Origin of the sequence: Exiguobacterium sp. s161 (genome assembly GCF_018619045.1) — a bacterium.
Lineage (GTDB): Bacteria > Bacillota > Bacilli > Exiguobacteriales > Exiguobacteriaceae > Exiguobacterium_A > Exiguobacterium_A indicum.
In genome coordinates this window covers 77,735-103,708 of the sequence record NZ_JACSNH010000005.1, presented here as the reverse complement: position 1 = coordinate 103,708, position 25,974 = coordinate 77,735, and the positions used below count along the sequence as shown (strand labels likewise).

Sequence of the window (25,974 nt, the reverse complement as noted above, 5' to 3'; positions counted from 1 at the left end):
TTGATGTACGTTGCTCCTTTGGTGGATTGTTTTAGGTTATCTCTGAAATCGATGATTTTTGGACATGACATCACGACATTCCACGAAGGTGACTAACTTATCGAGGAGGGACCCCCCATATGAAAGTACTAGTCGTAGGTGCATCCGGTACGATTGGAGCGCGCGTCGTCAAATCGCTTGCCAAGGGTCATCAGGTCACGGTCATCGTTCGTCATGAACATCTGGTGGAACGATTCGAAAAACTCGGTGTCAAGGCGCATTACGTCGATATCGAAACAGAACTCGAAAAAGTCATTGAGCACGGAGTCGCAGGGCAGGATGCAGTCATTTGTGCGGCGACCGCAGGAGTAGACGGCGAAGCAACTGAAATAGAACTGCTGGATCGAACAGTCGCTTTGAAAACAATTGATGCAGCTAAAAAAGCGCGAGTACGTCATTTCGTGCTACTGAGCGCTTATGGTGCAGATCGACCTGAGCAATTCAAGAAAGATGTCTATCCGTTCTATGCTGCTAAGAATGCAGCAGAGGAGCAGATTGAACATAGTGGTTTGACGTATACGATCATTTGTCCGGTTGCCATCACAACAGGTGAAGGACGTGGCTTGATTGAAGCCGATGAAGATTTGAAGGACACGAAGGACGCGACGATTTCGGAAACGGATGTCGCATCGATTCTCGTTGCTTCTGTCGATAATCGATCGGTATTCAATCGACGTCTAGAAGTCAAGGAAGGGAAGACTTCCTTGAATGAGGCCTTAGGGGGAGCGGAAGCTGTCGGTAGCGTTAAAGATAACCGTCAAGTCAAAAAACAATTACCACGTTTTAACTAACCGTGTGTCTCGTTAAAACGTGAATTCTCTAAAATGAAGCGAACTCATTTCCGCATATAAGACGGAAGAGTTCGCTTTTTTGTTGATAAAAGTAGATAGTCGAAAAGAGGAAGTCTGCTACACTGAACAAAGAAGGAGGGGGTTAGATGTGAAAAAACCGTTGGTCTATCTGATCCTAGCGATTGCTATTATCGGTATTGCCTATCAAAGTTATCAAACATATGATGCGAAACAAAAAAAAGTGGAGCAACAACAAAAACAAGTATCACAAGGTGGTCTCGAAGTAGGGATGGAAGCCCCGAATCTATCCTTACATCAAGAAGGAAAAACCATCGATCTTGACGAAATCAATCATGATGTCTTTGTCATTAATTTTTGGGCAACGTGGTGTCCACCTTGTAAACAAGAGATTCCAGAACTAAATGCCTTTGCACGACATACAGATGTACCCGTTTACGGGATCAATGTCACGACATCAGAACGACGTGTTTCGGATGTTGCCGATTTTCTGAAGCAGACACCTGTTGAATATCCTGTGTTATATGATCGAAAGGGAACGTCAGAAGATGCTTATCGCCTCGTAGCAATGCCAGCGACTTATGTATTAGACCGGAAAGGAAAGATTCTTTCAAAGCACATCGGTCCTGTAACGGAACAGATGTTAAAAGAGATGGTGAAACGAACAGGAGGATGACAATGGAACTCCTATGCCACAACTGCTCCTTTCGACAAACATTCCAACTCGGTCAACTAGATGGTTGGCCGACATTTCCTGCTGTCTTGACGCAAGGGGTCGAAGCGTTCATGACAGGTCTCCCGCTTTGGTTCGTTCCGTCGATGCATGAACCGATTTTACAGCGGACGTATGTAGACGACTGGAATCGATTTCGATTAATTCAGCACTATCAGCTTTATCAGGAGGAATTAGCGGATGATTGGGTACCGTATCAATTGGATTTATACCACTGTCCGACTTGTCACCGATTTTCGAATCGGTTTTGGTGTGCCCTATTTTTACAACTAGATGTCGTTCAACCACTTTACGAATGCCCACATGATCAGACGATACTAGAGCGAATCGAAATATCCGATATCGATCACTTTTCCTGCCCATCTTGTCATGGTCACTCCCTATATGTGCGTAGATAAAGCGAAAAAGCCATTCATTTCATGAAAGACTGATGAGAGAAACTCCTTCTCTATAGTCAATTCATGGTACTGAATGGCTTTTTATCGATCATCAACCCATTTGCCGAAACGAAAATGTTTGAAAGGAAGAGGGTGATGAATTACTGACATCTAACGTATAGGTTGTACCGTCAAAAATAATCGTATCGCCTAACCTTGCTTCAGGTGGTAAATAACGTCGTGGAATGAAACTTGAACCATTTTCCCATAGCAGGACAGCATATTTGCCGTCAAGTCGCTCCAGCGTACCACGTTTGATCATATTAACTCCTCCCACAAATTACATCGAAGTCATCCCTTGGTCGATCAGGAACGTACTCTCTCTCTATCATTCTTTGTAATTTTTAATCTTATGTTTGGTATATTCCCAGTTCATTTCATCTTTACACATGATTCTTTAAAAAAACGTGATTCCAAGCCGTTTTCGTCTTAAATCTGACGTATTTAACAGGAAATAAAGGAGATACTGGTAAGAAAAAAAGACCCGATAGGACATATCGGATCTTTAATATGAAATAGACTTAAGAAGCGAGAGATTGTTTTGTTTCGATTTTCGTTGGACGAAGAAATGCGAGTAAAAACGTAAACAATGGTGAAAGGAGTAAAAAGAATGCGAACGGGATGTATTCAGTTACCGGGACACCAAGAGTAGAAGCAAAGAATGCTCCAGAAACTCCCCACGGAATGAGTGGGTTGACGAGTGTTCCTCCATCTTCGAGTGAACGAGAAAGGAAACGCGGATCAATCTGACGCTCTTCAAAGATTTTCTTAAATGCTTGACCCGGAAGCAAGATGGACAAGTATTGCTCTCCAGCCATGAAGTTAACACCGATCGATGATAAGGCAACCGATGAAATGATGCTGCCATCGCGCTTCAATCGGGAAACCGTTCGTTCAATGACGACATCGATGACACCGATACCACGCAAGACGCCACCGAAAGCGAGCGCGAGCATGACGAGTGAAACGGACCACATCATCGATTGCAATCCACCTTTAGTAATGATTGCCGTGACGGTCTTACTAGACGATTCTAATTTTAATCCGTTCTGAATGACTGCCATCCAGTTCGAGATGTTCCAGTTTCCTTGTACAAAACCTGTTAACAACAATCCACTTAAAACGCCAGCAACAAGTGTTGGGACGACCGGCATCTTACGTAATGCTAACACCATGACGAGCAATGGTGAAAGCAATGTCCAAGGTGACAAGTCGAACAAACGAGCTAACTCTTGTTGTGTCGTTTGAACAGCTGACGAATCGACATTTCCACTACTACGTCCGAAGATGAAGAATAAGATGAATGTGATCGTGATAGCGGGAATCGTCGTCCCCATCATGAAACGAATATGATCGAATACGGATACGTTGACGATTCCTGGTGCGAAATTCGTCGTATCTGATAAAGGTGACATCTTATCTCCGAAACAGGCTCCACTGATGATAGCGCCTGCTGCAAGTGCTGGATTAACGCCTAGTGCGATTGCAATTCCCATCAAGGCAACACCAACCGTACCGATCGTTGTAAACGAACTACCTGTAAAGGTCGAGACGACCATCGCAATCAGAAGAGCGCTTGGTGCGAACCAAGTCGCTGAAAGTGTAGATAAACCAAAATGGAGAAGGGTCGGCACTGCGCCACTCATCATCCAGACCGCAATCGTCATACCGACGAGCAACATGATCAGGATCGGTTTGATGGCTTCCCGAATACCTTGAATCATATGGTGTTCGACATCCTCGAACTTAAAACCCCGGTAAACGGCATATCCTGAGACGAAAATAAGACTGGACAAGATGGCAAGATGCGGTTCGGCTTTAGCACCGAATAACGCGGACAATAAGATGATGATACTGATTCCTAGGATAGCTGCGGATTCACGGAATGACATGCGCATGCTTCCACCTCCTTATATGAATATGAAAGTATGTTGACTCTCTGTTGCTAACACGCTTTTATGCACAAAAGCGTTGAACAAACGTAATATTAACGAATATTCTGGAGGACGTCAACCATAAGAGTTTCTATGAAAAATATAAAAAAACGAAAATGTGACGTTTTTTTGTCGTAAACGCTTTCTTTTTTAGCTCAAATCTTGCACAATAAGAAGTATCAAATGACATTTTTGTGAACGATGAGGAGGATACATATGTTTACATTGATTTTTGTAGTAGTCGTCGCGATTATGGGTGCAGGCGTATTTGGGATTGATCATCTCGTAGCGCAACGTGCGGAAAAGCGTTAAGTAGGTGCGTATAAAAGAAGCGTTGAAGGGACTGTCTTATAGAAGACAATCGCTTCAACGCTTCTTTTTTTGTATAAAAACTAATAAAAATTCAATTGACAGTATAAATATACATATGTTTAAATCGGTATAACATTCTTTGAAGGGGAGCGTACAGATATGAAATGTACCATCATCGGAGCAACAGGATACACCGGAATTGAACTGATTCGCCTACTAGAGTCACATCCTTCATTTGAGATCATCTGTTTGATGAGTGACTCGATGGCAGGGGAATCCATGCATGACGTATTCCCATTTATGAATAAAAAAACATATTCCTCGTTATCTTCCTTTTCGGTGGAGCATTTGATGGAAACCGATACGGATATGGTGTTCTTAGCGACACCGAGTGGGATTTCAAAGCATTACTTAGAACAACTTCAAAACTGGTCCGGTTACGTCATTGATTTAAGTGGCGATTTGAGACTTCCAGCTGAAGCATATGCAACGTGGTATGACAAGGAACCCATTGATGCCCAGTTGCAACAAAGAGCAACTTATGGATTACCAGAATGGAATCGTCAAGCTGTTACTGCGAGCAAATAGATTGCGAATCCAGGCTGTTACGCGACAGCAGTTTTGCTTGGACTAACACCATTCTTAAAAGAGAAAAAAATCGATCCATCTCAAATCATCATTCAAGCTTCTTCTGGTCTGACGGGAGCAGGGAAAACGTTGACGGCACAAACGCATCATGTCCATTCAAGCGAAAACGTTCGCTTGTATAAAGTGAATCAGCATCAGCACATCCCGGAAATTGAGCAGGCGCTTTTCGAATGGACCGGATCATCGCATCCGATTACGTTCTCGACCCAACTACTACCGATCAATCGAGGCATCATGGCGATTATGACGGTTCAGCCGTTGATCGATTTATCGGAAACGGAGTGGCGATCTTGGTTGACGGACCAGTATGCAACGGAACCATTCGTCCGAATCCAACAGGCTGATCCGGAAATCAAATCCGTCGTCGGGAGTAATCACTGTGATTTGACCGTTTATAAGGATGATCGGACAGGGCGAGTGACCATCGTTTCAGTCATCGATAACATGCAAAAAGGAGCTGCCGGACAAGCCGTTCAAAATGCCAACATTCTAGCTGGTTTTGATGAGACATCCGGTTTAACGCAACAGCCGATCTACATTTAATCAAGAGAAAAAGAAAGAGGAGGAACGCCTGTGTGGCAAGTACAAGTAAAGACCCCATTGACGATCACGACACCGAAGGGATTTCAAGCATCGGGAATACATGTGGGTCTGAAACGAAAGCGGAAGGATTTAGGTCTGATCTGGTGTGAAGTAGGAGCAAGCGCTGCAGCTGTCTATACGACGAATCAGGTGCAAGCAGCACCAATCACCGTGACGAAACAAGCGATTCAGGCGTCACAAGGTCGTATTCATGCCGTCCTCGTTAACAGCGGGAATGCGAATGCGTGTACAGGGGAACTAGGGTTATCCCATGCGTATATGTCGCAACAAGCGATGGCGAAAAGTTTAAATGTTGCTCCAGAACAAGTCGCGATTGCTTCAACAGGGATCATCGGTCAACCGTTAGCCATTGATACGTTACTGGCAGGTATTCCACAGCTGATGCCTACAAATGACAAGGATGCCGCGGATGATTTTGCTCATGCGATCCTGACGACCGATACTGGTACGAAAACAGCTGGTCAACAATACATGCAAGGGGATGTCCAAATTTCAGTATGTGGCGTGGCGAAAGGATCAGGGATGATTCATCCGAACATGGCGACGATGCTTGGTTTCTTGACGACCGATGCAACGATTGAACCGGATGTCTTACAGACGGTGTTGCGTCGGACGATTCATCGGACGTTCAACTGCATTACCGTAGATGGAGACAGTTCGACAAATGACATGGTCATGATTTTAGCGAGCGGAGCTGCAGGGGGCGCAACGATCGTTGAAGGCACGGACGAAGCGTTGGCATTCGAACAGGCGATCGAAACGGTTTGCCAAGATTTAGCGAAACAGATTGCGCGGGACGGGGAAGGCGCGACGAAGTTGATTGAGGTGACGGTAGCGGGAACACAAACCGATGAAGTAGCACGAATGATCGCCAAACAAGTCGTCGGATCGTCTCTCGTCAAAACAGCCATCTTTGGGGAAGATGCGAACTGGGGACGAATCATCGCTGCTGTCGGAAGTATTAAGGAGCCACTCGATGTATCAAACGTTGACATCAAAATTGGTTCGCAGTGGGTGTTGCAACAGAGCATGCCTGTCTTATTCGATGAAGCAGTTGCATCGCAGGAACTGGCAAAGCAGGATGTCCATATTCATATCGATTTGCATGATGGAGTAGGACAAGGACACGCTTACGGCTGTGACCTGACGTACGATTACGTCAAAATCAATGCGAGTTACCGGACATGACGAAACGAAAAGTCATCAAACTAGGTGGTAGTGTGTTGGAGCAACTGGATGCGCGGTATTTCGAGGAATGGAAAGCGTGGGTCGAAACCGGTAACGAATTATTGATCGTCCATGGGGGCGGTCCTCTTCTATCGAGTTACTGTGAACAAGAGGGAATCAAACCCGTGTTTCGAAACGGTGTCCGTGTAACGACGGATGGTGTCTTACTCGGGGCACGACGGATCTTAGCAGGGGAAGTCCAATCCGGGATCGTCCAGCAGTTGAATCAAGCAGGGATTCCTGCCGTCGGGATGAGCGGGTTAGACGGAGCAAGCGTCCATGGTAAAACGATCAAAGGACTCGGGGCAGTCGGTCAGATCACGCACATTCATCCACGATTATTCACGGTGTTGAGTACGAATGGCTATGTGCCTGTCGTCACATCCCTTGTCACAGGGGAGCAAGGTGTATTGAACAGTAACGGGGATGCGTGTGCGATTGCTGTCGCGAAGGCTTGGTCTGTCGACCGATTTGAATTGTTGACGGATGTCGAGGGTGTAAAAGTAAACGGTGACTATCAATCAGAAATCACGTCTGCAGCCATCGAAGCTGCGATAGCGTTGGGAGAAATCTACGGGGGAATGATTCCGAAGGTCGAAGCGATGATGCAGGCCACTCAGCATGGTATTCCAGAGGTCGTCATTCGGTCTGGGAAAAATGCGTTAGCTGCAGGGACACGAATCAAGGAGGAATTACATGAGTGCACTACTACCCACTTATCAACGTACTGATGTGGAATTGGTCAAAGGACAAGGGTCGATCGTAGAAGATGCGACAGGCAAGACGTATCTGGATTTCATCATGGGAATCGCTGTATGCAACACAGGACACCGTCATCCTTATATTCAGCAACGGCTAGAGGAACAATTGAATCAAATTTGGCATACGTCGAATCTGTTTCAAATCGCGGCACAAGAGCGGGTCGCCGAGCGACTGACGGAAGACAGTCATCTCAGTCATGCCTTCTTTTGTAACAGTGGTGCGGAAGCAAACGAGGCGGCGTACAAACTCGTTCGAAAATGGACAGGGAAAACGGAAGTCGTCACGTTTAAACAATCTTTCCACGGGCGGACATTTGCGATGATGGGCGCAACAGGACAGGAGAAAATCAAGGCGGGATACGGGGAGATGGTAAATGGCTTCAAACATCTACCGTTTAACGAGATGGAGAGCTTATCAGCGATTACGGAACAAACTGCTGCCGTATGGCTCGAAATCATTCAAGGAGAGGGCGGAGTCGTCGTCGCCGACGATGCGTGGCTAGAAGCGTTGATGAAGAAGGCGCAACAATACGATGTCAAAATCATCGTCGACGAAGTACAGACCGGCATCGGTCGGACGGGATCTCGTTTTGCATTTGAACAAACACCCCTCGTACCGGATATCATCACTCTTGCGAAAGGACTTGGGAGTGGACTCGCGGTTGGTGCGTTACTCGCGACGGAGGAGGCGGCGGAAGTATTCACACCTGGATCGCATGGTTCGACCTTTGGTGGAAATCCACTCGCGATGACAGCTGCGGAAGCCACACTTGACCTTTTGTTAAATGACACTGTCATGGCAGACGTTCAAGGAAAAGGCGAATATTTACGTCAACAACTAGAAAATAAATTACCCAAGTCGATCGTGAGTTCTATTCGTGGACGTGGCTTGATGATTGGTATCGAGTGTGTGATGCCTGTTGCAACGCTGATTGACGCCTTACGTGAGAATGGTCTTCTCGTCGTATCGGCTGGTCCTCATGTCATTCGCTTATTGCCATCATTGTTCGTAACGGAACAGGAACTCATGGACGCCATCGAAAAAATACAACTCGTTTGTCAACAGGAGGTCATCGTATGAAACAATCCGGAAAACTAACGCTTGCGAACGGAACGACGTTTACCGGTTCGTGGCAAGGAACAGCTCCAGTCAAAGGAGAGGTCGTCTTTTTTACAGGAATGACAGGATATCAGGAAGTCTTGACGGATCCATCTTATCAAGGACAAATTCTTGTCTTCACATACCCGTTGATCGGTCAATACGGTATTCAAGCGGAAGCGTCAGAAAGCAACCAGATTCAAGTCGCTGGTGTCATCGTTCAAACATTAGCAGAGGACGGGGAAGGAACATCACTCGCGAGCTGGTTGAGCGAAGCGAATGTGCCGATTTTGTCGGGAGTCGATACGCGTTCTCTTGTGCATCTATTACGGACGGAAGGCGATCAATTCGGTGACATGATGCAAGTAGATATGACTGTCACTGCGTCAATCGACACAGCATACATCGCTTCAGTATCAACGACTTCAAACATCGAATACGTACCGGAAGTCGAACAGGGGCACATCGTCTGTATCGATTACGGCGTGAAACAATCGATGATTGATACTTTGCTTGAACGCCATATGCGTGTAACGGTCGTGCCATATGATACGACACCGGAACGGATTCAAGCGCTGGCGCCAGATGGTCTACTGTTTTCCAACGGACCTGGTGATCCGACGCAACTAGACCCGTTCCTTTCAGGAATCCATGAACTGGCGACGAGCTATCCGACACTTGGTATTTGTATGGGACATCAGGTTCTCGCTCATGCGTTTGGTTGTACCTTATTAAAACAACATCATGGACACCGAGGAGCGAACCATCCCGTACGTCATCTAGCATCCGGGCAAGTGTTCATGACATCTCAGAATCATGGCTATGCCGTTGATGTTAAAAGCATCGAAGCGTCTGAGATGGAACTTGCGTACGAACACATCAATGATGGGTCCGTTGAAGGATTGATTCATCCGGCTCTGCCAATCATGACAGTCCAGTTTCACCCAGAAGCGAGCCCAGGACCAACAGAGGCGATGGTCGTCTTCGATCAATTCGTAAATAGCGTATTACATCAGGAGGTAGCATATGTGGGATAAACAGAAAGTACTCGTTATCGGTTCGGGTCCAATCGTCATCGGGCAAGCAGCAGAATTTGATTATTCCGGCACACAAGCCTGTCAGGCGCTTCGAGAAGCGGGATGCGAGGTCATCTTAATGAATTCGAATCCGGCTACTATCATGACGGATCCGAGCACGGCAGATCATGTCTATATTGAGGCGATGACTCTTGAAAAAGCAACGGCCATCATCGAACAAGATCGACCATCCCATCTCCTAGCGACGGTCGGCGGTCAAACGGCACTCAATCTTGCGATGTCACTCGAAGAAGCAGGCGTACTTGAACAATACGGTGTCGAACTTCTAGGAACTTCGCTTGAGACGATCCGAGACGGAGAAGATCGTGAACGATTCAAGCAAAAGATGATCGAACTCGCGCAACCGCTCCCGGAAAGTCAAACGATCGAGTCGTTAGCAGAGCTTGAGGAATTCATGGCAGTACACGGGGTACCACTCGTCATCCGACCAGCCTTTACGCTCGGTGGAACGGGCGGCGGAATCGCAGTGACGAAGGACGATGCACGTCTGTTAGCGCAGAACGGCTTACAAGCGAGTCCAATTTCACAGTGTTTAGTTGAAGTGAGTATCGCTGGCTATAAAGAAGTCGAATACGAAGTCATGCGTGACAGCGCAGATACGACGATCATCGTTTGTAACATGGAAAACATCGATCCTGTCGGTGTCCATACCGGGGACTCGGTCGTCTTTGCACCGATTCAGTCGATTTCGGATCGAATGAATCAACAATTGCGGACGGAAGCGCGTAAAATCGTATCGCATCTCGGTGTCATCGGTGGATGCAACATACAATTCGCGATCCATCCGACGGAAGAACGTTATTTCGTCATTGAAGTCAATCCGCGTGTCAGTCGTTCTTCGGCACTTGCTTCCAAGGCGACGGGATATCCGATCGCAAAATTAGCGACACGTCTTGCGCTCGGTGAGCGACTCGACGATTGCATCAATCCTGTCACGAAAGAGACGATGGCGAGTTTTGAACCGACGATGGATTATATCACGGCAAAAGTGCCTTGTTTCCCATTTGATCTATTTACCGGCAGTAACCGGACGCTTGGAACACAAATGAAGGCGACGGGTGAGAGCATGGCGATGGGGAAGACGCTAGAAGAAGCGTTACAAAAGGCGTGGCGCGGTGCGGGAGTTGAGCAATCACCTCTTTATCCGACATGTATGAAAACAGCGGAGGCTGACGTATTGTGGAAAGAAATAAAGGCTCCGACGGACCGTCGCTTGCTTGCGATGCTCGCACTACTCGATCGCAAGGAGACGACCGTCGAAGAACTCGTTGAACAGACGAAAGTACAAGCTTTATTCGTCAAAGTACTTCAACGTCTTGTCGATCAGCAACAAAAAATCGATGTATCGAATGAAAGTTCTCTAAAGCAAACCAAAATGATGGGCTTTACGGATGAACAGATTGCGCTTCTGACGGGTGTCAGTGCTGTAGAGATCGAGCACTTACGTAAAGAAAAAGGCATCCTCCCTGTCTATCATATGATCGATACATGTGCAGGTGAGTTCAAGAGTGCGACGCCTTATTTCTACGGAAACTGGAGTGGTCAAACGGAAGTCACAGCATCGACGAAAAAGAAAGTTGCTGTCATCGGTGCGGGACCAATTCGGATCGGTCAAGGAATCGAATTTGATTATTGTTCCGTTCACGCGGTACGTGCATTACAAGCATCCGGTTACGAAACAATCATGATCAACAATAACCCGGAGACCGTCTCGACCGACTTCGAAGTCGCAGATCGCCTGTATGTCGAGCCGTTGACACTTGAAGACGTCATGCATGTGCTAGAAGCAGAGGATTGCGAAGACGTTTTAGTCCAGTTCGGAGGACAAACAGGGATTGCGCTTGCGTCTGGTTTGGAGAAAGCCGGTTATCATCTTCTCGGAACGACGGCAGATGTCATCGATCAAATGGAAGACCGTGAGCGGTTCTATCAATTTTTAGATGACATTGGTATCGATCGTATTCCGGGACAAGAAGTGGCGACGCACGAACAAATGATAGAAGTCGCAACAACGATTGGTTATCCGGTTATGATTCGTCCTTCCTATGTCATTGGAGGTAAAGGAATGCATATCATCCACGATCAAGAGCAATTAGAGACGATCGTTTCCGAATTAGCATTCCCGGTCCTCGTGGATGCCTACCTCCAAGGAAAGGAAATCGAAGTCGACTGCATTACGGACGGAACAACGACGTACGTTCCGATTTTGATGGAGCAATTGGAACGGGCAGGGGTTCACTCTGGAGATTCGACGATGATTCTGCCACCTGTATCGCTCAACGCTACCGTTCAGAGCGAAATCGAGCGAATCGCACAGATGATCGGGCAACGAATGGATTATAAAGGAGCGTACAATATCCAATTCGTCTTGCATGACGATCAAGTCTACGTGCTAGAAATCAATCCGCGTGCCTCCCGAACGTTACCGATCGTCGCCAAAGTAACAGGTCAACCGATCTTGCAGTGGGCAGTTCAAGCTGCGGTCGGTCAAGCGGTCGCACTACCAACGGAACAGACGAAACTTGATTTCCATGCCGTCAAGACCCCTGTTTTTTCAACGTTGAAACTACAGGGCGTCGATCCGAAAACAGGTCCCGTCATGCGTTCGACAGGTGAAACGCTGCAATGGACGACAGACGGACTGGCGCTGGAACGTTTTATCTTTGACGAAACGACGAAACGACATTTGACGACAAGAGACGTCATCGTTGCTGGAGCAGATACAGAGGCTTTCGGAACGGGTGTAGCGTTAGATGGAACGATCGACTGGGCACAATGTGCGATTTTCTATTCGCACGTGACAGAAGAAAAAGCGAGTCGCGAAGCAGCGCTTGCTGCCGGGGTACAAGTTCTGACAGAACCTGAACTAGCACATTATCATCTACAAGCGACAGAAAAGTCCCCTTATGCTGTGAAGCCACTTCATACATGGACAGAGCCGATCAAGGAGGAAGTAAAATGAAGACGATGCAACAACTACAACATTTCTTGACGATGGCGGAACTGACGCCGGAAGCATTGACGGAGCTATTGGCGCTCGCGAAAGATATCAAGCATCAGCCAAGTGTCTACCAAAACGCATTAAGCCATAAAAAAGTGGCCTTATTGTTTGAAAAGGCATCGACGCGAACACGTCTATCATTTGAGGTGGGTGTTGTCGAGCTCGGTGGACATCCGATCGTACTGAGTGGAGCAGATATGCAAATCGGGCGGGGGGAGCCGCTCTCGGATACGATTCAAGTCATGAGCCGTTACGTCGATGCCCTCATGATCCGGACGTTCGGTCATGAGATCGTCGACACGCTTGCGGCACACGGTACGATTCCAATCATCAATGGATTGACGGATCTGCATCATCCGTGCCAAGTGCTTGCTGACTTGTTAACGATCGAAGAGACATTTGGAAACCGGTCTGGGAAGATTTTGACATATATCGGGGACGGAAATAACATGGCGCATTCGCTGATGATTGGTGGAGCGCTCAGTGGAATGGAAGTCCGCATCTGTGCGCCGGCGGAGTATGCTCCTGATCCACAAGTCGTTCATGAGGCACAAGTCATCGCGAAGGAAACGGGTGGAAACATCATCGTCATGACGGATCCCGAGGAAGCGGCAAGTGGTGCGGACGTCGTGTATACGGATGTCTTTGCGAGTATGGGACAAGAAGAAGAGGCGACGATGCGTTTGCAAGAATTTGAAGGATATCAAGTCAATGCCAATATCATGAATCAAGCGAAGAATGAAGCTATTTTCCTGCATTGTCTGCCGGCGCATCGCGGTGAGGAAGTCACGGCAGACGTCATCGATGGCAAGCAATCTGTCATCTTCGATCAAGCCGAGAATCGCCTCCACGCACAAAAAGCGTTGCTCGTCACATTACTTGGATAACTATAAAAGACTCGGTCGCCGATTTGGCGACCGAGTCTTTTGATTGAGCGGAGTTAATCATAATGGCGTCGAGCTAATCGTTCCTCTTGTTCTTTTTTGACTTGTCGCTTATTTTTTTCGTGCAGACGTTTCATGAATGGCGTCGTTTGCCAGGACGGAGCCCAGTCGGATTCTTTTCCGGCACGGAGTGCGAGGATATAATCATAGCTCTGATGAAGTCGTTCAATCATCTCTGTTCGGACATCACAAATATGACCATGTCCGGGTATCAAGAGTTTGACTTCATATTCGTAAATGAATGACTCGAGTAGCTCGAGCGTCGTCAAATACTCAGAGGAATCGTGTTCAATCAAGGGGATTTCAACATCGGAAGCATAGTCGCCGCAGACTAACAAATGGAGTGGCATGACGATGAAGGAAAGATGAGTCGATTCATGACCAGGTGTCAAAAAGAAAATCAGTTTCGTCTGACCAATCGTCAAAATCGTTTCAGACTCATGGATGACATGCGTCACATCTGGAAATAGTACGGGGGAGTCGATGTAAAATTCATCGTTAAAGTCTTGAACGGCTTTTAGCGCTTCTTGTCGGTCGACATCGATGAATGGTTTCGAAGCGATGACGATGGCATCCGTAAAGGCGTAGGCACCTAAAATATGATCAAAATGAGCATGCGTATAGACGACATATAACGGTCGTTCACGACGCACGATTTCGACGTCTCGACGAATCGTTGCAATTTCATCGGGAAGCCAGCCAGGATCGACGACAATCAGACAATCAGGCGTCTCGATCAATGTTGAGGTCGTTTTCATGAGTGTACTTTGATAAATCGTCACGCCAGGCATTTTCATCTGAATCATACGAATCCTCCTTTACGAATCTCTATCTATATCGTTGTATACCCATAAATTCGTTGGAATCATCAGCAGAATCAATAAAAAAGACGACTCGCACGTCGCGAGTCGCCTGCCCTCTAGAGGGAAATGGTCCTAGACCTATGTTATGTCATAATTGGAGCGGGTGAAGAGAATCGAACTCTCGTCATCAGCTTGGAAGGCTGAGGTTTTACCATTAAACTACACCCGCGTATCGGCTACATGAAATATAGTAGCATAGCAAAGAGAGCATTTCCATAACTTTTATGAAAAAAAGCAATTTCTTTTAAGATTCGGTGTACAATAATACTAGTTAATCGTTTCCAATGGTAATCTTGATTTGCAATATGGGTAAAGTTGGGTAGAGGAGAGAGTGTCTGGTGAATGAAGTGCGAGTTTGGAGCGAACAATCGATGGGAAAAGGATGGGAAGCGATTTGTCACCACCAATTCGATCGTCATCGCTTATTGATAGGAGAGTGGTTCAATAACGTAGGTGTACTTGCTTTTTCCATCAATCAAGATGCGGATTTGCTACCGGATGTCCTTCCAAACACATTCGATCTGCCGCTCGTCTCGGAACGTGTGCAACGCGTCATTGCAGCATACGCGCCTTTTTCTGTACAATGTCTCAAGGTACATCTTGAGACGAAGGACGGAGTGGTTCCGTACTATCTTCTCAATCTCTTATCTGTCAGTCGGATCGAACATCTACATACGACGGATGTATTCCGTCTGGTACCGAGACGACGTGTCTATTTTTTGACAGAGCGACGAATCAGCGATTCGGTTTGTCCGCATCATCTTATGCGAGATGAACGCACGCATCGCATATTCGTATCTGCTCAACTCGCTCGCCAATTCGAGCGTATGGCTGTGACGGGTATCCGCTTTGAAGAGATACAACGAATGGAGGAATTCAAATGAAACAGTACACAGTCGATCATTGGATCACGCTAGAATATCCAAAGGTATTCGAATATCAAGAAGAAGAGACATATGTTAGTTTTTATTCGACGGATGAAAATGCAATGGGAACGCTCCAATTATCCATTTATGAGTCCGATTCAGAAGAATTGACACCGTATGAGGCGGCGGAACAAGAAATCAACCTGTTGGTGGAAGAGTTCGGCATCGAACTAACAGGAGCACTTGAAGTCCGTCGTAATTCAACAAAAGAAGCATTGCTTGCGGTAGATGGGAAAGAAGAAGATATCTTCTTACGGATCTACGCGTATTCGGACGGGGAACGGTTAGTCTTATTGACGTACTCTGCTGAACGCGAGACGCTTGAAATCGAGGAAATCGAAGCAATGATTTCTTCACTGACTTGGATTCAATGAAGGATACGATAGAAGTGCAAAAGGCAGCGGATCGCAAGGATCCGCTGCCTTTTTTTATATTGATCGGTGTGGCTTAAGAAGAACGGGAAGATGACTGTTTAGCTGCAGGGTTGACTTGCTTATTCAACCAGCTCGCGATATCGGCAAAAACGCGGATGCGTTCGAACTCATGGAAGAGCTCATGACGTAACCCTCGATAAATCGTCAGCTGTACAGCATCGACACGAACACGATTATACATGTCAAATAGATGATGGATACCTTTTCCATCGAACGCGACCGCGTCATCCCCACCAGCAAGCAATAAGAGGGGTAAGTGACGTGGATGCTGATAGACGGAAGCAAGTGCGTTGACGAGCTTCGTTGCATGCAAGAGTTCGTGGAAGAACCCAAGCGTGACCGTTTGACCGGACAATGGATCTGCATCATAGCGCATGACGGATTGAGGATCCGAAGAGAGCCAAGCATTTTTAGAAAGTGCTGGGAAGAAGCGTAAGTTATACCGCCCGAACACGAGTTGTCCGAACCGCTCAGCAGGGTGTGTTGCTGACAGCTGATGGATTTGACGTTCGACGAGTTTTTGGCTGACATCACCGAGTAAGCCTGTGCTAGTCGGAGGGCCACTCGCGATGATTCCAGCTACTGTATGACCGAGTGTTTGACCAATCCGGCGAGCGATCAACGAACCAAAACTATGACCAAAAATGAACACCGGCAATGTCGGATAACGCTCTTTGATGTCAGAGACGAGTTCTTCTGCGTCCTGCATCAATTGTTTAAACCCTTGATTCGGCTCGAGGTGTCCGAGCGTTCCGAGCTGTGCTGCTCGAGTTCCGAAACAGCGTAAGTCTGCGATGATCGTGTGGTAATGATGAGCATAGAGGAATTCTGCGAATTCCTCATACCGTGCGCCATGCTCCATCATCCCGTGAAAGACGATCACGACTCCTTTAGGGTCATGGGCTTCGAGGCTATGCAATGTCGTAGTATAGCCGTCAGAGGCTATCCAATGTGAATGATCAATCGTCATGTAACTCATCCTCTCATCAAGAAAGTCCGAATACCTGTCCGTCTTCCGAAACGCCCATGTGGAAGGCGGCGGGAACTGCGGGTAATCCTGGCATCGTTAATACATTCCCAGTCAATGCAACGATGAACCCTGCACCAACCGATGGTCGGATTTCGCGGACCGTGATCGTGAAGTCTTCGACACGACCATAACGAGCAGGGTCATCGGTTAAAGAAAATGGTGTTTTTGCCATACAAATCGGTAACTCATTCAACCCCATCTCCGTACACCGTTCGAGTTCGCGGAGTGCTTTGTCTTCAAAATGAACGTCGGCTGCACCGTAGACACGCTTTGCGATACGCTCGATCTTTTGACGAAGCGGTAAGACGTCAGGATACAGAGGGCGGAACTGGCTCGGTTCCTCAAGAGCTTGCATGACTTCCGTGACGAGTGCTTCACCGCCAGCTCCCCCTTTACTGAAGACTTCACTTTCCGCGACACGAATATTACGATCCTGACACCATTCTAGGATCATGTTCCGTTCTGCTTCCGTGTCGGTGAAGAAACGGTTCAAGGCAACAACGGCAGGAACGCCGAATAGACTCATCGTCTCGACGTGTTTTTCAAGTAACGCAAGACCATCTGTTAAGGCAGCGAGATTTTCTTCGCTGAGTTGCGTTTTGTCTACACCTCCGTGCATCTTCAAGGCACGAACCGTAGCGACGATGACGACGGCATCCGGGTGGAGTCCGCCAATTCGTGATTTGATGTTGAAGAACTTTTCGGCACCTAAATCAGCTCCGAATCCTGCTTCTGTGACAACGTAATCGCTTAGCTTCAGTGCAGTTTGCGTTGCAATCAAAGAGTTACAACCATGTGCGATGTTCGCGAACGGTCCACCGTGAATCAGTGCCGGTGTTCCTTCGACGGTTTGAACGAGGTTCGGACGAAACGCATCTTTTAGAAGCAACGTCGCAGCTCCTGACGCCTGAATATCTTTGACCGTAACCGGCTGTTGATCGTACGTATACGCGACGACGATGCGACTCAAGCGTCGTTCGAGATCCGTGATCGAGTCTGCTAGACAGAGGACCGCCATGATCTCGGAAGCGACCGTGATATCGAACCCATCTTGACGCGGCACGCCATGCGCAGGACCACCAAGACCAATCGTGACTTGGCGCAAGGCACGGTCATTCAAATCAAGAACGCGTTTCCAGACGATACGACGCGGATCGATGCCAAGGATGTTACCTTGATGCAGGTGATTGTCGAGCAAGGCACTGATTGTATTATGGGCAGATGTGATCGCATGCATATCGCCTGTGAAATGAAGATTGATCTCTTCCATCGGTAGGACTTGGCTATAGCCACCACCACACGCGCCACCTTTTAAGCCCATCGTCGGACCGAGTGAGGGTTCCCGTAAACAAATCATCGTCTTGTGGTTTGCCCGATGCAACGCCTGTCCGAGTCCGACAGTGACGGTTGATTTTCCTTCACCAGCGGCTGTCGGATTGATGGCAGTGACAAGGATCAATTTACCGTCAGATTTCGTTGCCAATCGGTTCAACAGTCCGTCTGTCAACTTCGCTTTATACTTTCCGTACGTATCAAAATCCTCTTCTTGCAAACCAATCCGGTCCGCAATTTCTCGAATCGGGCGTAAGACGGTTTGTTGTGCGATTTCTAAGTCCGAACGAATGGTCTTTTCCATGGTATCGACTCCCTCTTTGATTGGATCTCTCTTTTTTCTAATAGTAGCGTATCTAGTGCGAACGCGCCAAAAGAAAACGTTCAATATTTTCCACCCAATGGGTCAAATGGTGACGTGTTCAAGTGCTAGAGAAAGACGTACTGTAGAGTGGAGGAGGGATGAAACAATGACATCTGGACAAAAGAAGTGGAAACGCGGTCTTGATTTTTGGCTCTTCGTCGGACCGGTCTTTCTTGTATTCGCAGTGATCGTGCTTGTACCGTTTTTCAATGGCGTCATGTATTCGTTCACGGATTGGAACGGTGTAACCGGAGAATTAAATTGGATCGGCTTTGATAACTATGTCCGTCTCTTTACGAGTGACGAGCAGTTCCAGCAGTCATTTTGGTTGACGACGAAATATACGGTCGTTGCCGTCATCTTAACGAATGTCGTCGGTTTCATCTTGGCGTTCTTATTGACACAAAATATTCGCACGCGTAATTTCTTACGAACGATTTTCTTCATGCCGAACTTGATCGGTGGGTTGATCCTCGGATTCGTTTGGCAGTTCATCTATGTCAAAGGCTTCGCATCGATCGGTGAATTGACAGGGTGGAGTATATTTGAACTTCCATGGTTGGGAGATGCCCGGACAGGATTCTGGGGTATCGTCATCGTTTCGATTTGGCAAGGTGGCGGTTACATCATGGTCATCTATATCGCAGCTCTACAAAACGTGCCACAAGAGCTGATTGAAGCAGCAAAAATCGATGGTGCCAATCGTCTCTCGACGTTACGGAACATTACGTTGCCACTGATCATGCCGTCGGTCACGATCTGTTTGTTCTTGACGATTTCATGGTCCTTCAAGTTATTCGATACGAACTTATCCCTAACGAATGGTGGACCATTCAAATCGACCGAAATGCTTGCTTTAAACATTTATAAAGAATCGTTTACGAACAATAATCTTGGACTCGGGTCAGCTAAAGCGATCATCTTCTTCGTTGTTGTCGCCGCGATTACAGTCACTCAAGTCTATCTGACGAAAAAACGGGAGGTGGAAGCATGAGTACGGCACAACCGTTACCCACTCCGCAAGAGGAGAAACCGAAGCGCTCCAAAAAGACGAGAGGTCGTTATTCACTCCGTCTTGGAACGGTCGAACTGGCAGCCTTATTGATGGGGCTTCTGTATATGATTCCGTTTTATTACGTCGTTTCGAATTCATTCAAGACGCAGGGAGATATCTTTACGAATACATCTGGCCTACCAAAAGAATGGATGACGTCCAACTATTCAGAAGCATGGGAAGCCATGAACTTCGGAAAAGTCTTTTTAAACTCCGTCATCATTACAGTCGGCGCTAACGCGGTCATCATCATCTTTTGTTCGATGGCAGCTTGGAAACTCGTCCGGACGAAAACACGCTTGTCAACGATCATCTTTTTCTTATTCGTTGCGGCGATGATCATTCCATTCCAGTCGATCATGATTCCCTTATCGAAACTGTCTGGTGATCTCGGATTGCAGAACAGTTATTGGGGATTGATTCTGATGTATCTTGGTTTTGGATCTGGATTATCAATCTTCTTATACCATGGATTCATGAAGTCGATTCCTGAAGAAATCGAGGAGGCGGCCATCATTGATGGTTGTTCACAATGGGGTGTGTTCTGGCGCATCGTGTTCCCATTACTCAAGCCGATCACGGTCACGATCATCATCTTGAACACGCTTTGGATTTGGAATGATTTCCTACTGCCATCGCTGATGTTACGAGACGTCGATTTACGAACGATTCCACTCGCGACGTTCTATTTCTTCGGTCAGTATACGAAGCAGTGGGACTTAGCACTTGCCGGACTCGTCCTCGGGATCATTCCGTTATTGTTGTTCTTCTTTGCCTTGCAAAAACAGATCATTCAAGGAATTACGAGTGGATCCATCAAATAATTTTTGTAAGCGCGTTCTCGATTCTGCGAGAACGCTTTTTTCATGTTTTACACGTCAGATTAATCTGACAACTTTTATTTTTTTTGAAAAAAAGTCTTTTCAAACACTTGCGACCTGTTGTACGATGTTCTCAATTCAATTGTAACAACGACGTTGAAGGGAAGAGTAACACCTTGTACGACCGTATAGCGAGCTGGGGATGGTGAGAGCCCAGTCGGAAGCAAGATGCGAAGAACCTCCCGGAGTCGCTACCCGAACCCGAATGTCAGTAGGCGTAGCCGGAGTTGCCTGTCCGTTATCATAAGGCCGAAGATGAAGTGATTCGTCTTTTGAGTGAGCAACATCGTTGCTAACATGGGTGGTACCGCGGAACCGAGTCTTTCGTCCCATATTCTTGGGAAAGAAGGGCTCTTTTTTATGGCTTCTTTTTCAAAACACAATTGAGGAGGAACACCACCATGACAACACTCGTATCGATGAAACACACACAGGAAGCTATCACACTCGTAAAGAAACGCTTTGAAGAACGCTTTTCGACGACACTCGGATTGACACGTGTCGAAGCACCATTGTTCGTAGAAAGCACACTCGGTGTCAACGATCATCTCAACGGCGTAGAGCGGATCATTCGCTTCGATGCCTTGGATCACACAGCAGATCTTGAAATCGTACAATCTCTTGCAAAGTGGAAGCGTCAAGCGCTTCATACGTACGGATTTGAAGCGGGAGAAGGATTATACACTTTGATGCATGCGATTCGTCGCGATGAGATGCTGGATGCGACACACTCCATTCACGTCGATCAGTGGGACTGGGAACGGATCATCACGAAAGAACAACGGACGAGTGCTTATTTACAAGAAACGGTACAAGCGATTTATGCAACGATTCGCCAAGTCGAACAAGAAGTAGAAGCGGAGTATGGTATTTCAGCAATCTTACCGGAAACGATTCATTTTATGACAACACAAGAGTTAGAGGATGCGTATCCGACACTTTCGACGAAAGAACGTGAAACAGAAGTCACGAAAGCATATGGTGCTGTTTTCCTCATGCAAATCGGTGGCGCACTGGCTTCAGGTGAGAAGCATGATGGTCGAGCGGCTGACTACGATGACTGGACGCTCAACGGTGACATTTTAGTACACCACCCAGAAATCGGAGCATTCGAATTGTCTTCAATGGGTATTCGCGTTGATCGTGAAGCGTTGTTGAAACAGACAGCGATTGCTCAAGAAGAAGATAAATTGGCATTCCCATTCCATCAAGGTGTACTCGAAGAGCGTCTACCGTTAACGATGGGTGGAGGAATCGGTCAATCTCGTATGGCGATGTTCTTATTGAAGAAGCGTCATATCGGCGAAGTCCAAGCTTCTGTCTGGTCAGAAGAGACGCGTAAAAGTCTTCAAGCGGAAGGCATCCACTTGCTCTGACATATATATAGTAAGAAAGCGTTAAAACAGGATGTTTTATAAAGCAAAGGGCATGCTCCGATTCGGAAGCGTGCCCTTTTTTAGGTTCGTACGACCTCAGGCGGAGGAAAGACGTGTCGATTCCTGATAGAATGGGGATAACAATAAATAAGAAAGAGGTGAAAGCATGTCTTCTCTATTAATTGTTGGGATACTCATCCCTATTTTGTTCATTGCGTTTCTTTGGTTTAACATTAAGGGCTTACGAACGATGTGGCGGGATTATAAACGGACAGGCTCAATCGTTGCACTCGGTTTCTTCATTGTCGGGATCATCGGAATCTTCACAGGCGTCTGGACGACGTTAGTCGTCATCATTTATTATCTCCTCCGTCCAGCGAGAGGATGAACGGAGGGTTACTTGTATGTTGGAATGGTTGTTCTCAGCCGGAGAATCCAATCTCTGGCTGTTTTTAGGAATTATGATCGTTGGTCTTGGTACGGAATTGATCCCAGCAGAAGTCGGCTTACCATTACTTGGTCTATATGTATCGAACGGAACAGTCAGTTGGACAGTTGCTGTTCTGGTCGGTTTTTTAGGAAGTCTGATGGGAGCGACGGTCTTTTATCTTCTAGGTCGTTATGCAGGTCGTCCGATACTTATCCGGTACGGCAAATGGTTACTGATTAAAGAAAAAGAAATTGAGAAAGGGGAGCGCATCGTCGGGAAATACGGAACATGGTCTGCTTTGTTCGGACGCTTTTTCCCCGTCGTGCGCTCGGTCGTCTCGATTCCGTGTGGTTTGTTTGGTCTTTCGTTCAAACGCTATTTACTCGCTTCAAGTATTGGACTTTTTCCGGTTTCCTTCTTTTACATCTGGGTCGGTGAACGATTCGGAGTAGAACGTGCTGAATCCATGCTAAAAGGATTAGAACAGGAGTTATGGTGGATCTTAGGTGGAATCGTCGTGATTCTTGGTGGATACGTTCTCTACCGTCGTGCTAAAGCGAAGCGTAAAGAACAGAAGCAAGACACACAAACGAAACAACAAGATACATGAATATGTAAAAAAACAACGCAGTGGATCCTGAAGATCCACTGCGTTGTTTCATGAACAGATCAAGCGGGAGGAAACAGGAATCGCTTCAGTGTTTTGATGCGATGTTTTGGTGTCAGCAATAACAGCTGATCATTGCCTTCAAGGGCAGTGTCGCCACGCGGTGTGATGATTTGATCATCACGAATGATGGCAGTGATCAAAAATTCTTGTGGCAAATCAATCTCTGAGATCGTCGTTCCAATGAATGGATGGGACATTGGTAACGTTAACTCAATAATTTCGGCGTTCGGTTTACCAATCGACATGAATTCAATGACCGTATGAATAGCAGAAGTCTGTGTTTCGTTCAGTCGTAACCGCTCGGAAAGAAACGTCAACATACTCCCTTGAATTAGCGTAGATAGTAAGACTGTGAAAAACACGATATTGAAGATCATCGATGCATTCTCGATATCCGCAACGAGAGGGTATGTCGCGAGAATGATCGGTACCGCTCCTTTTAGGCCAGCAAAGGAAATGAAGACCTTCTCTTGCCACGAATAACGAAACGGAAGAAGACTCACCCAGACTGACAAAGGACGAGCGATGAAAATTAAGATCAGCGCCAGCGCAATGGAAGACAGGATGACCTGGACATCGAGCAATTGTTTCGGAAAGACAAGCAGACCGAGCACGATGAACATTCCGATTTGAGCAAGATGCGCCATACTCATCGTAAAGCGAACGAGTGTCTGTCGATAGACGAGTTCATGATTACTGATGTAGATCGCTGTGACATAAACGGCTAAAAATCCACTGGCATGGAACGTATCAGCTAAACCGAAAGACAGGAAAGCAAACGACATGAGCATGATCGGATAAAAGCTAGAAGAGGACAAATCGATCCGATTGATCAAGGTCGAAGCTGCCCATCCGATGAACAAACCAATCAGAAGTCCCATCGCCATTTCCCAAACGAGTGATCCAAGTCCCGATAAGAGCGATGCTTCTTCAGGGTTTGTCACGAACTCAAGGAACAAGACAGTCAAAAAGACGGCCATCGGGTCATTCGTACCGGATTCAACTTCGAGTGTTGATCCGACTTTCCGTCGAATCGGCTGACCACTCAAGACAGAAAAGATAGCAGCGGCATCCGTCGAACCAACGATTGCCCCGAGTAAAAAAGCATTCGCCCAACTAAAGCCCAGAATATAATGGGAAGCAACGGCAACGATGGATGTAGCGATGAAGACCCCGAACGTCGCAAGCGAGAGGGAAGGGGCTAATTCATGACGCACTTCCTTCCAAACCGTTTGCAGACCACCCTCGAATAAGATGATGATGAGGGCGACGGTTCCAAGAAGCTGAGCCAGTTCTGCATCGTCAAAACGAATGAACCCCGTAATGTCGCTTCCGGCAATCATACCAAGGGCGATAAAAATCAGTAGAGCAGGAATATTCAGACGACTTGATAACTTCGTCGTTCAGACGGCGGCAAACAGCAATATACCAATCAATAAAATCGTGAGTTGCAAGGACATGGCATCAAACTCCTATTCATAAAAGAATCTTTAGTTTCATGATACAACAATTCCGATGAAAAGACTCGGATAACGATTGTTCAATATTTTCCACCACACCGGACAACTTTCTCTCTCTTCATTGCAAGCGTTTTCATTTATTGTGAAGATGTAGCACGAAATGAAACGAAATCAGGGAGGGAATCCGAATGCGTAAAAGAAGATGGGCAGCATTACCTGTCGTCACGACGGCGATGGTCGTCGCTTTGGCAGCATGTGGTGGCGGTACATTGAATAGCGATGACTCGAAAGATAGTGGTTCAAAAGACGGTAAGACGCTCAACGTATTCCAATTCAAGGCTGAAATCGCAAAAGACATGGAAAAGATGGCAAAAGCGTATGAAAAGGAAACCGGAACGAAAGTCGTTGTGCAAACAGTCGGTGGTGGATCGGACTATGGCGCGGCTCTGAAATCACAGTTCGCTTCAGGTAATGAACCAGATGTCTTTAACAACGGTGGCTTTACGGAAGCAAAGACATGGCAAGATAAGTTAGAAGATTTGTCAGATGAAAAGTGGGTCGGTGATCTAACGGAGCTATCAAAAGAGCCAATGACGATTGATGGTAAATTGTATGGTATGCCAATGAACCTTGAGGGGTATGGCTTTATCTACAATAAAGATATCTTCAAAAAAGCCGGTATCACGGAACTTCCAAAAACATTAACGGAATTGACGGAAGCTTCTAAGAAGCTGAAGGCAGATGGAGTGACACCGTTCTCGATAGGATACGGGGAGTGGTGGGTTCTTGGAAATCACCTGTTAAACATTCCGGTCGCACAACAGGATGATCCAGATCAGTTCATTGCAGATCTCAACTCTGGAAAAGCGAAGTTCGAGGACAATAAACAGTTCAAGGAATTCATGAATCTATTTGATTTGACGATTGAGTATGGAAATAAAAATCCGTTAACGACAGACTATAATACACAAGTCTCTCAGTTTGCTGAAGGTAAGACAGCGATGATCCAACAAGGGAACTGGGCACAACAATTGATCACGGATGTCAATCCGGACATCAACATGGGCTTCATCCCGATGCCGATCAATGATGATAAAGAAAAAATGGATCGTCTGCCTGTCGGCGTACCAAACAACTGGGTCGTCAATAAGAACTCGAAGAACAAAGCAGAAGCGAAGAAATTCCTCGAGTGGATGGCGACGTCTGACACAGGAAAAGACTACATGGTCAATAAATTTAAATTCATCCCTGCCTTCAAATCAATCGAAGCGAAGGACTTAGGACCGCTTGCAGATGATATTCAAGCGTACTCGAAAGATGGAAAAACCATCTCATGGAACTGGTTCAAGTATCCGGATGGTGCTGTAAACGAGTTCGGAGCGATCATGCAAGCATACGTTGGTAAGCAAAAAACAGCTGATGAGATGCTGCAGGACTTCACAAAAACATGGGATAAAATGAAGAAATAAGAAGTGATTTAAAAAACATGCCTGTTCCGACTAACTGACGG

Annotated in this window: 24 protein-coding genes, 1 tRNA gene, 1 pseudogene and 1 other annotated feature; of the genes and pseudogenes, 19 read left to right on the top strand and 7 right to left on the bottom strand. The window is 46.7% G+C overall.

The features are described from left to right. Positions 1-119 precede the first annotated feature (119 nt). The 3 genes from KNQ14_RS13050 (at position 120) to KNQ14_RS13040 (ending at position 1,979) form a co-directional block, all read left to right on the top strand. A complete protein-coding gene (locus tag KNQ14_RS13050) occupies positions 120-830 on the top strand; it encodes an NAD(P)H-binding protein (RefSeq protein WP_023467211.1) in 711 nt (236 codons plus the stop codon). 148 nt (positions 831-978) lie between these two features. Further along, complete coding sequence (locus tag KNQ14_RS13045; RefSeq protein ID WP_214749670.1) at positions 979-1,524, top strand: TlpA family protein disulfide reductase; 546 nt, start codon at positions 979-981, stop codon at positions 1,522-1,524. 2 nt (positions 1,525-1,526) lie between these two features. Further along, positions 1,527-1,979, top strand: coding sequence for a hypothetical protein (locus KNQ14_RS13040; protein ID WP_214749667.1), 453 nt, complete (start codon positions 1,527-1,529; stop codon positions 1,977-1,979). Between the two features lie 91 nt (positions 1,980-2,070). On the opposite strand, the gene KNQ14_RS13035 is transcribed toward KNQ14_RS13040, so the two are convergent. Continuing rightward, a complete protein-coding gene (locus tag KNQ14_RS13035; protein ID WP_023467214.1) occupies positions 2,071-2,280 on the bottom strand; it encodes a DUF3006 domain-containing protein in 210 nt (69 codons plus the stop codon). A gap of 259 nt (positions 2,281-2,539) precedes the next feature. Then, on the bottom strand, positions 2,540-3,916 hold the full coding sequence (nhaC, locus tag KNQ14_RS13030) for a Na+/H+ antiporter NhaC (protein WP_214749664.1): 1,377 nt from the start codon (positions 3,914-3,916) through the stop codon (positions 2,540-2,542). A 507-nt stretch (positions 3,917-4,423) separates the two neighbouring features. Between nhaC and KNQ14_RS16810 the strand changes: the two genes are divergently transcribed. From KNQ14_RS16810 to argF, 8 genes are read left to right on the top strand one after another with little or no spacing between them, the layout of a single operon-like run. After that, on the top strand, positions 4,424-4,852 hold the full coding sequence (locus KNQ14_RS16810; protein WP_251138404.1) for a hypothetical protein: 429 nt from the start codon (positions 4,424-4,426) through the stop codon (positions 4,850-4,852). After that, complete coding sequence (locus KNQ14_RS16805) at positions 4,853-5,455, top strand: Asd/ArgC dimerization domain-containing protein (protein ID WP_371743358.1); 603 nt, start codon at positions 4,853-4,855, stop codon at positions 5,453-5,455. A gap of 30 nt (positions 5,456-5,485) precedes the next feature. Beyond that, positions 5,486-6,703, top strand: a complete 1,218-nt coding sequence (gene argJ, locus KNQ14_RS13020; protein WP_035398822.1) for a bifunctional glutamate N-acetyltransferase/amino-acid acetyltransferase ArgJ — start codon at positions 5,486-5,488, stop codon at positions 6,701-6,703. Next, a complete protein-coding gene (gene argB / locus KNQ14_RS13015; RefSeq protein ID WP_214749659.1) occupies positions 6,700-7,473 on the top strand; it encodes an acetylglutamate kinase in 774 nt (257 codons plus the stop codon). The genes argJ and argB overlap by 4 nt, the downstream gene beginning before the upstream one ends. Beyond that, positions 7,439-8,584 carry an acetylornithine transaminase gene (locus tag KNQ14_RS13010; protein WP_214861272.1) on the top strand — a complete coding sequence of 382 codons (1,146 nt, stop codon included), beginning with the start codon at positions 7,439-7,441 and terminating at the stop codon, positions 8,582-8,584. The genes argB and KNQ14_RS13010 overlap by 35 nt, the downstream gene beginning before the upstream one ends. Beyond that, a complete protein-coding gene (locus KNQ14_RS13005; protein WP_214861270.1) occupies positions 8,581-9,639 on the top strand; it encodes a carbamoyl phosphate synthase small subunit in 1,059 nt (352 codons plus the stop codon). Before KNQ14_RS13010 ends, KNQ14_RS13005 begins: the two co-directional genes overlap by 4 nt. Continuing rightward, positions 9,629-12,661 carry a carbamoyl-phosphate synthase (glutamine-hydrolyzing) large subunit gene (gene carB, locus KNQ14_RS13000; protein WP_214861268.1) on the top strand — a complete coding sequence of 1,011 codons (3,033 nt, stop codon included), beginning with the start codon at positions 9,629-9,631 and terminating at the stop codon, positions 12,659-12,661. The genes KNQ14_RS13005 and carB overlap by 11 nt, the downstream gene beginning before the upstream one ends. Continuing rightward, entirely contained in the window at positions 12,658-13,587 is a 930-nt protein-coding gene (gene argF / locus KNQ14_RS12995) for an ornithine carbamoyltransferase (protein WP_214861265.1), read from the top strand. Before carB ends, argF begins: the two co-directional genes overlap by 4 nt. Before the next feature lie 53 nt (positions 13,588-13,640). On the opposite strand, the gene KNQ14_RS12990 is transcribed toward argF, so the two are convergent. Both KNQ14_RS12990 and KNQ14_RS12985 read right to left on the bottom strand, forming a co-directional pair. Then, on the bottom strand, positions 13,641-14,450 hold the full coding sequence (locus tag KNQ14_RS12990; RefSeq protein WP_050678250.1) for an MBL fold metallo-hydrolase: 810 nt from the start codon (positions 14,448-14,450) through the stop codon (positions 13,641-13,643). A 152-nt stretch (positions 14,451-14,602) separates the two neighbouring features. Beyond that, a tRNA-Gly gene (locus tag KNQ14_RS12985) sits at positions 14,603-14,676 on the bottom strand. A 169-nt stretch (positions 14,677-14,845) separates the two neighbouring features. Between KNQ14_RS12985 and KNQ14_RS12980 the strand changes: the two genes are divergently transcribed. Further along, a complete protein-coding gene (locus KNQ14_RS12980; protein WP_371743357.1) occupies positions 14,846-15,391 on the top strand; it encodes an imm11 family protein in 546 nt (181 codons plus the stop codon). Beyond that, positions 15,388-15,807 carry a hypothetical protein gene (locus tag KNQ14_RS12975; RefSeq protein WP_023467229.1) on the top strand — a complete coding sequence of 140 codons (420 nt, stop codon included), beginning with the start codon at positions 15,388-15,390 and terminating at the stop codon, positions 15,805-15,807. The genes KNQ14_RS12980 and KNQ14_RS12975 overlap by 4 nt, the downstream gene beginning before the upstream one ends. A gap of 73 nt (positions 15,808-15,880) precedes the next feature. On the opposite strand, the gene KNQ14_RS12970 is transcribed toward KNQ14_RS12975, so the two are convergent. Both KNQ14_RS12970 and KNQ14_RS12965 read right to left on the bottom strand, forming a co-directional pair. Further along, positions 15,881-16,837, bottom strand: coding sequence for an alpha/beta fold hydrolase (locus tag KNQ14_RS12970; RefSeq protein WP_082202576.1), 957 nt, complete (start codon positions 16,835-16,837; stop codon positions 15,881-15,883). A gap of 16 nt (positions 16,838-16,853) precedes the next feature. Further along, positions 16,854-18,533 (bottom strand): formate--tetrahydrofolate ligase, encoded by a 1,680-nt coding sequence (locus tag KNQ14_RS12965; RefSeq protein WP_195865908.1) that lies wholly within the window; start codon positions 18,531-18,533, stop codon positions 16,854-16,856. A 166-nt stretch (positions 18,534-18,699) separates the two neighbouring features. Between KNQ14_RS12965 and KNQ14_RS12960 the strand changes: the two genes are divergently transcribed. From KNQ14_RS12960 to KNQ14_RS12940, 5 genes are all read left to right on the top strand, one after another. Then, positions 18,700-19,587, top strand: coding sequence for a carbohydrate ABC transporter permease (locus KNQ14_RS12960; protein WP_023467232.1), 888 nt, complete (start codon positions 18,700-18,702; stop codon positions 19,585-19,587). Continuing rightward, on the top strand, positions 19,584-20,471 hold the full coding sequence (locus KNQ14_RS12955; protein ID WP_087682156.1) for a carbohydrate ABC transporter permease: 888 nt from the start codon (positions 19,584-19,586) through the stop codon (positions 20,469-20,471). Before KNQ14_RS12960 ends, KNQ14_RS12955 begins: the two co-directional genes overlap by 4 nt. Positions 20,472-20,615: 144 nt before the next feature. Next, positions 20,616-20,863, top strand: a binding site (T-box leader). Positions 20,864-20,929: 66 nt separating this feature from the next. Further along, the gene (gene asnA, locus KNQ14_RS12950; protein ID WP_035398809.1) at positions 20,930-21,904 is read left to right on the top strand and encodes an aspartate--ammonia ligase; all 975 of its coding nucleotides are present in this window, start codon (positions 20,930-20,932) and stop codon (positions 21,902-21,904) included. Between the two features lie 166 nt (positions 21,905-22,070). Continuing rightward, positions 22,071-22,292: a hypothetical protein gene (locus KNQ14_RS12945; protein ID WP_023467235.1), complete on the top strand. Its 222-nt coding sequence runs from the start codon at positions 22,071-22,073 to the stop codon at positions 22,290-22,292. A 16-nt stretch (positions 22,293-22,308) separates the two neighbouring features. After that, positions 22,309-22,944, top strand: a complete 636-nt coding sequence (locus KNQ14_RS12940; protein ID WP_214861263.1) for a DedA family protein — start codon at positions 22,309-22,311, stop codon at positions 22,942-22,944. A 59-nt stretch (positions 22,945-23,003) separates the two neighbouring features. Here the strand turns inward: KNQ14_RS12940 and KNQ14_RS12935 are convergent. Further along, a pseudogene (locus KNQ14_RS12935) lies at positions 23,004-24,392 on the bottom strand (potassium/proton antiporter); the annotation flags it as partial. A gap of 260 nt (positions 24,393-24,652) precedes the next feature. Here KNQ14_RS12935 and KNQ14_RS12930 point away from each other — a divergent pair. Beyond that, entirely contained in the window at positions 24,653-25,933 is a 1,281-nt protein-coding gene (locus tag KNQ14_RS12930; RefSeq protein ID WP_214861261.1) for an ABC transporter substrate-binding protein, read from the top strand. The last annotated feature ends 41 nt before the right edge of the window (positions 25,934-25,974 follow it).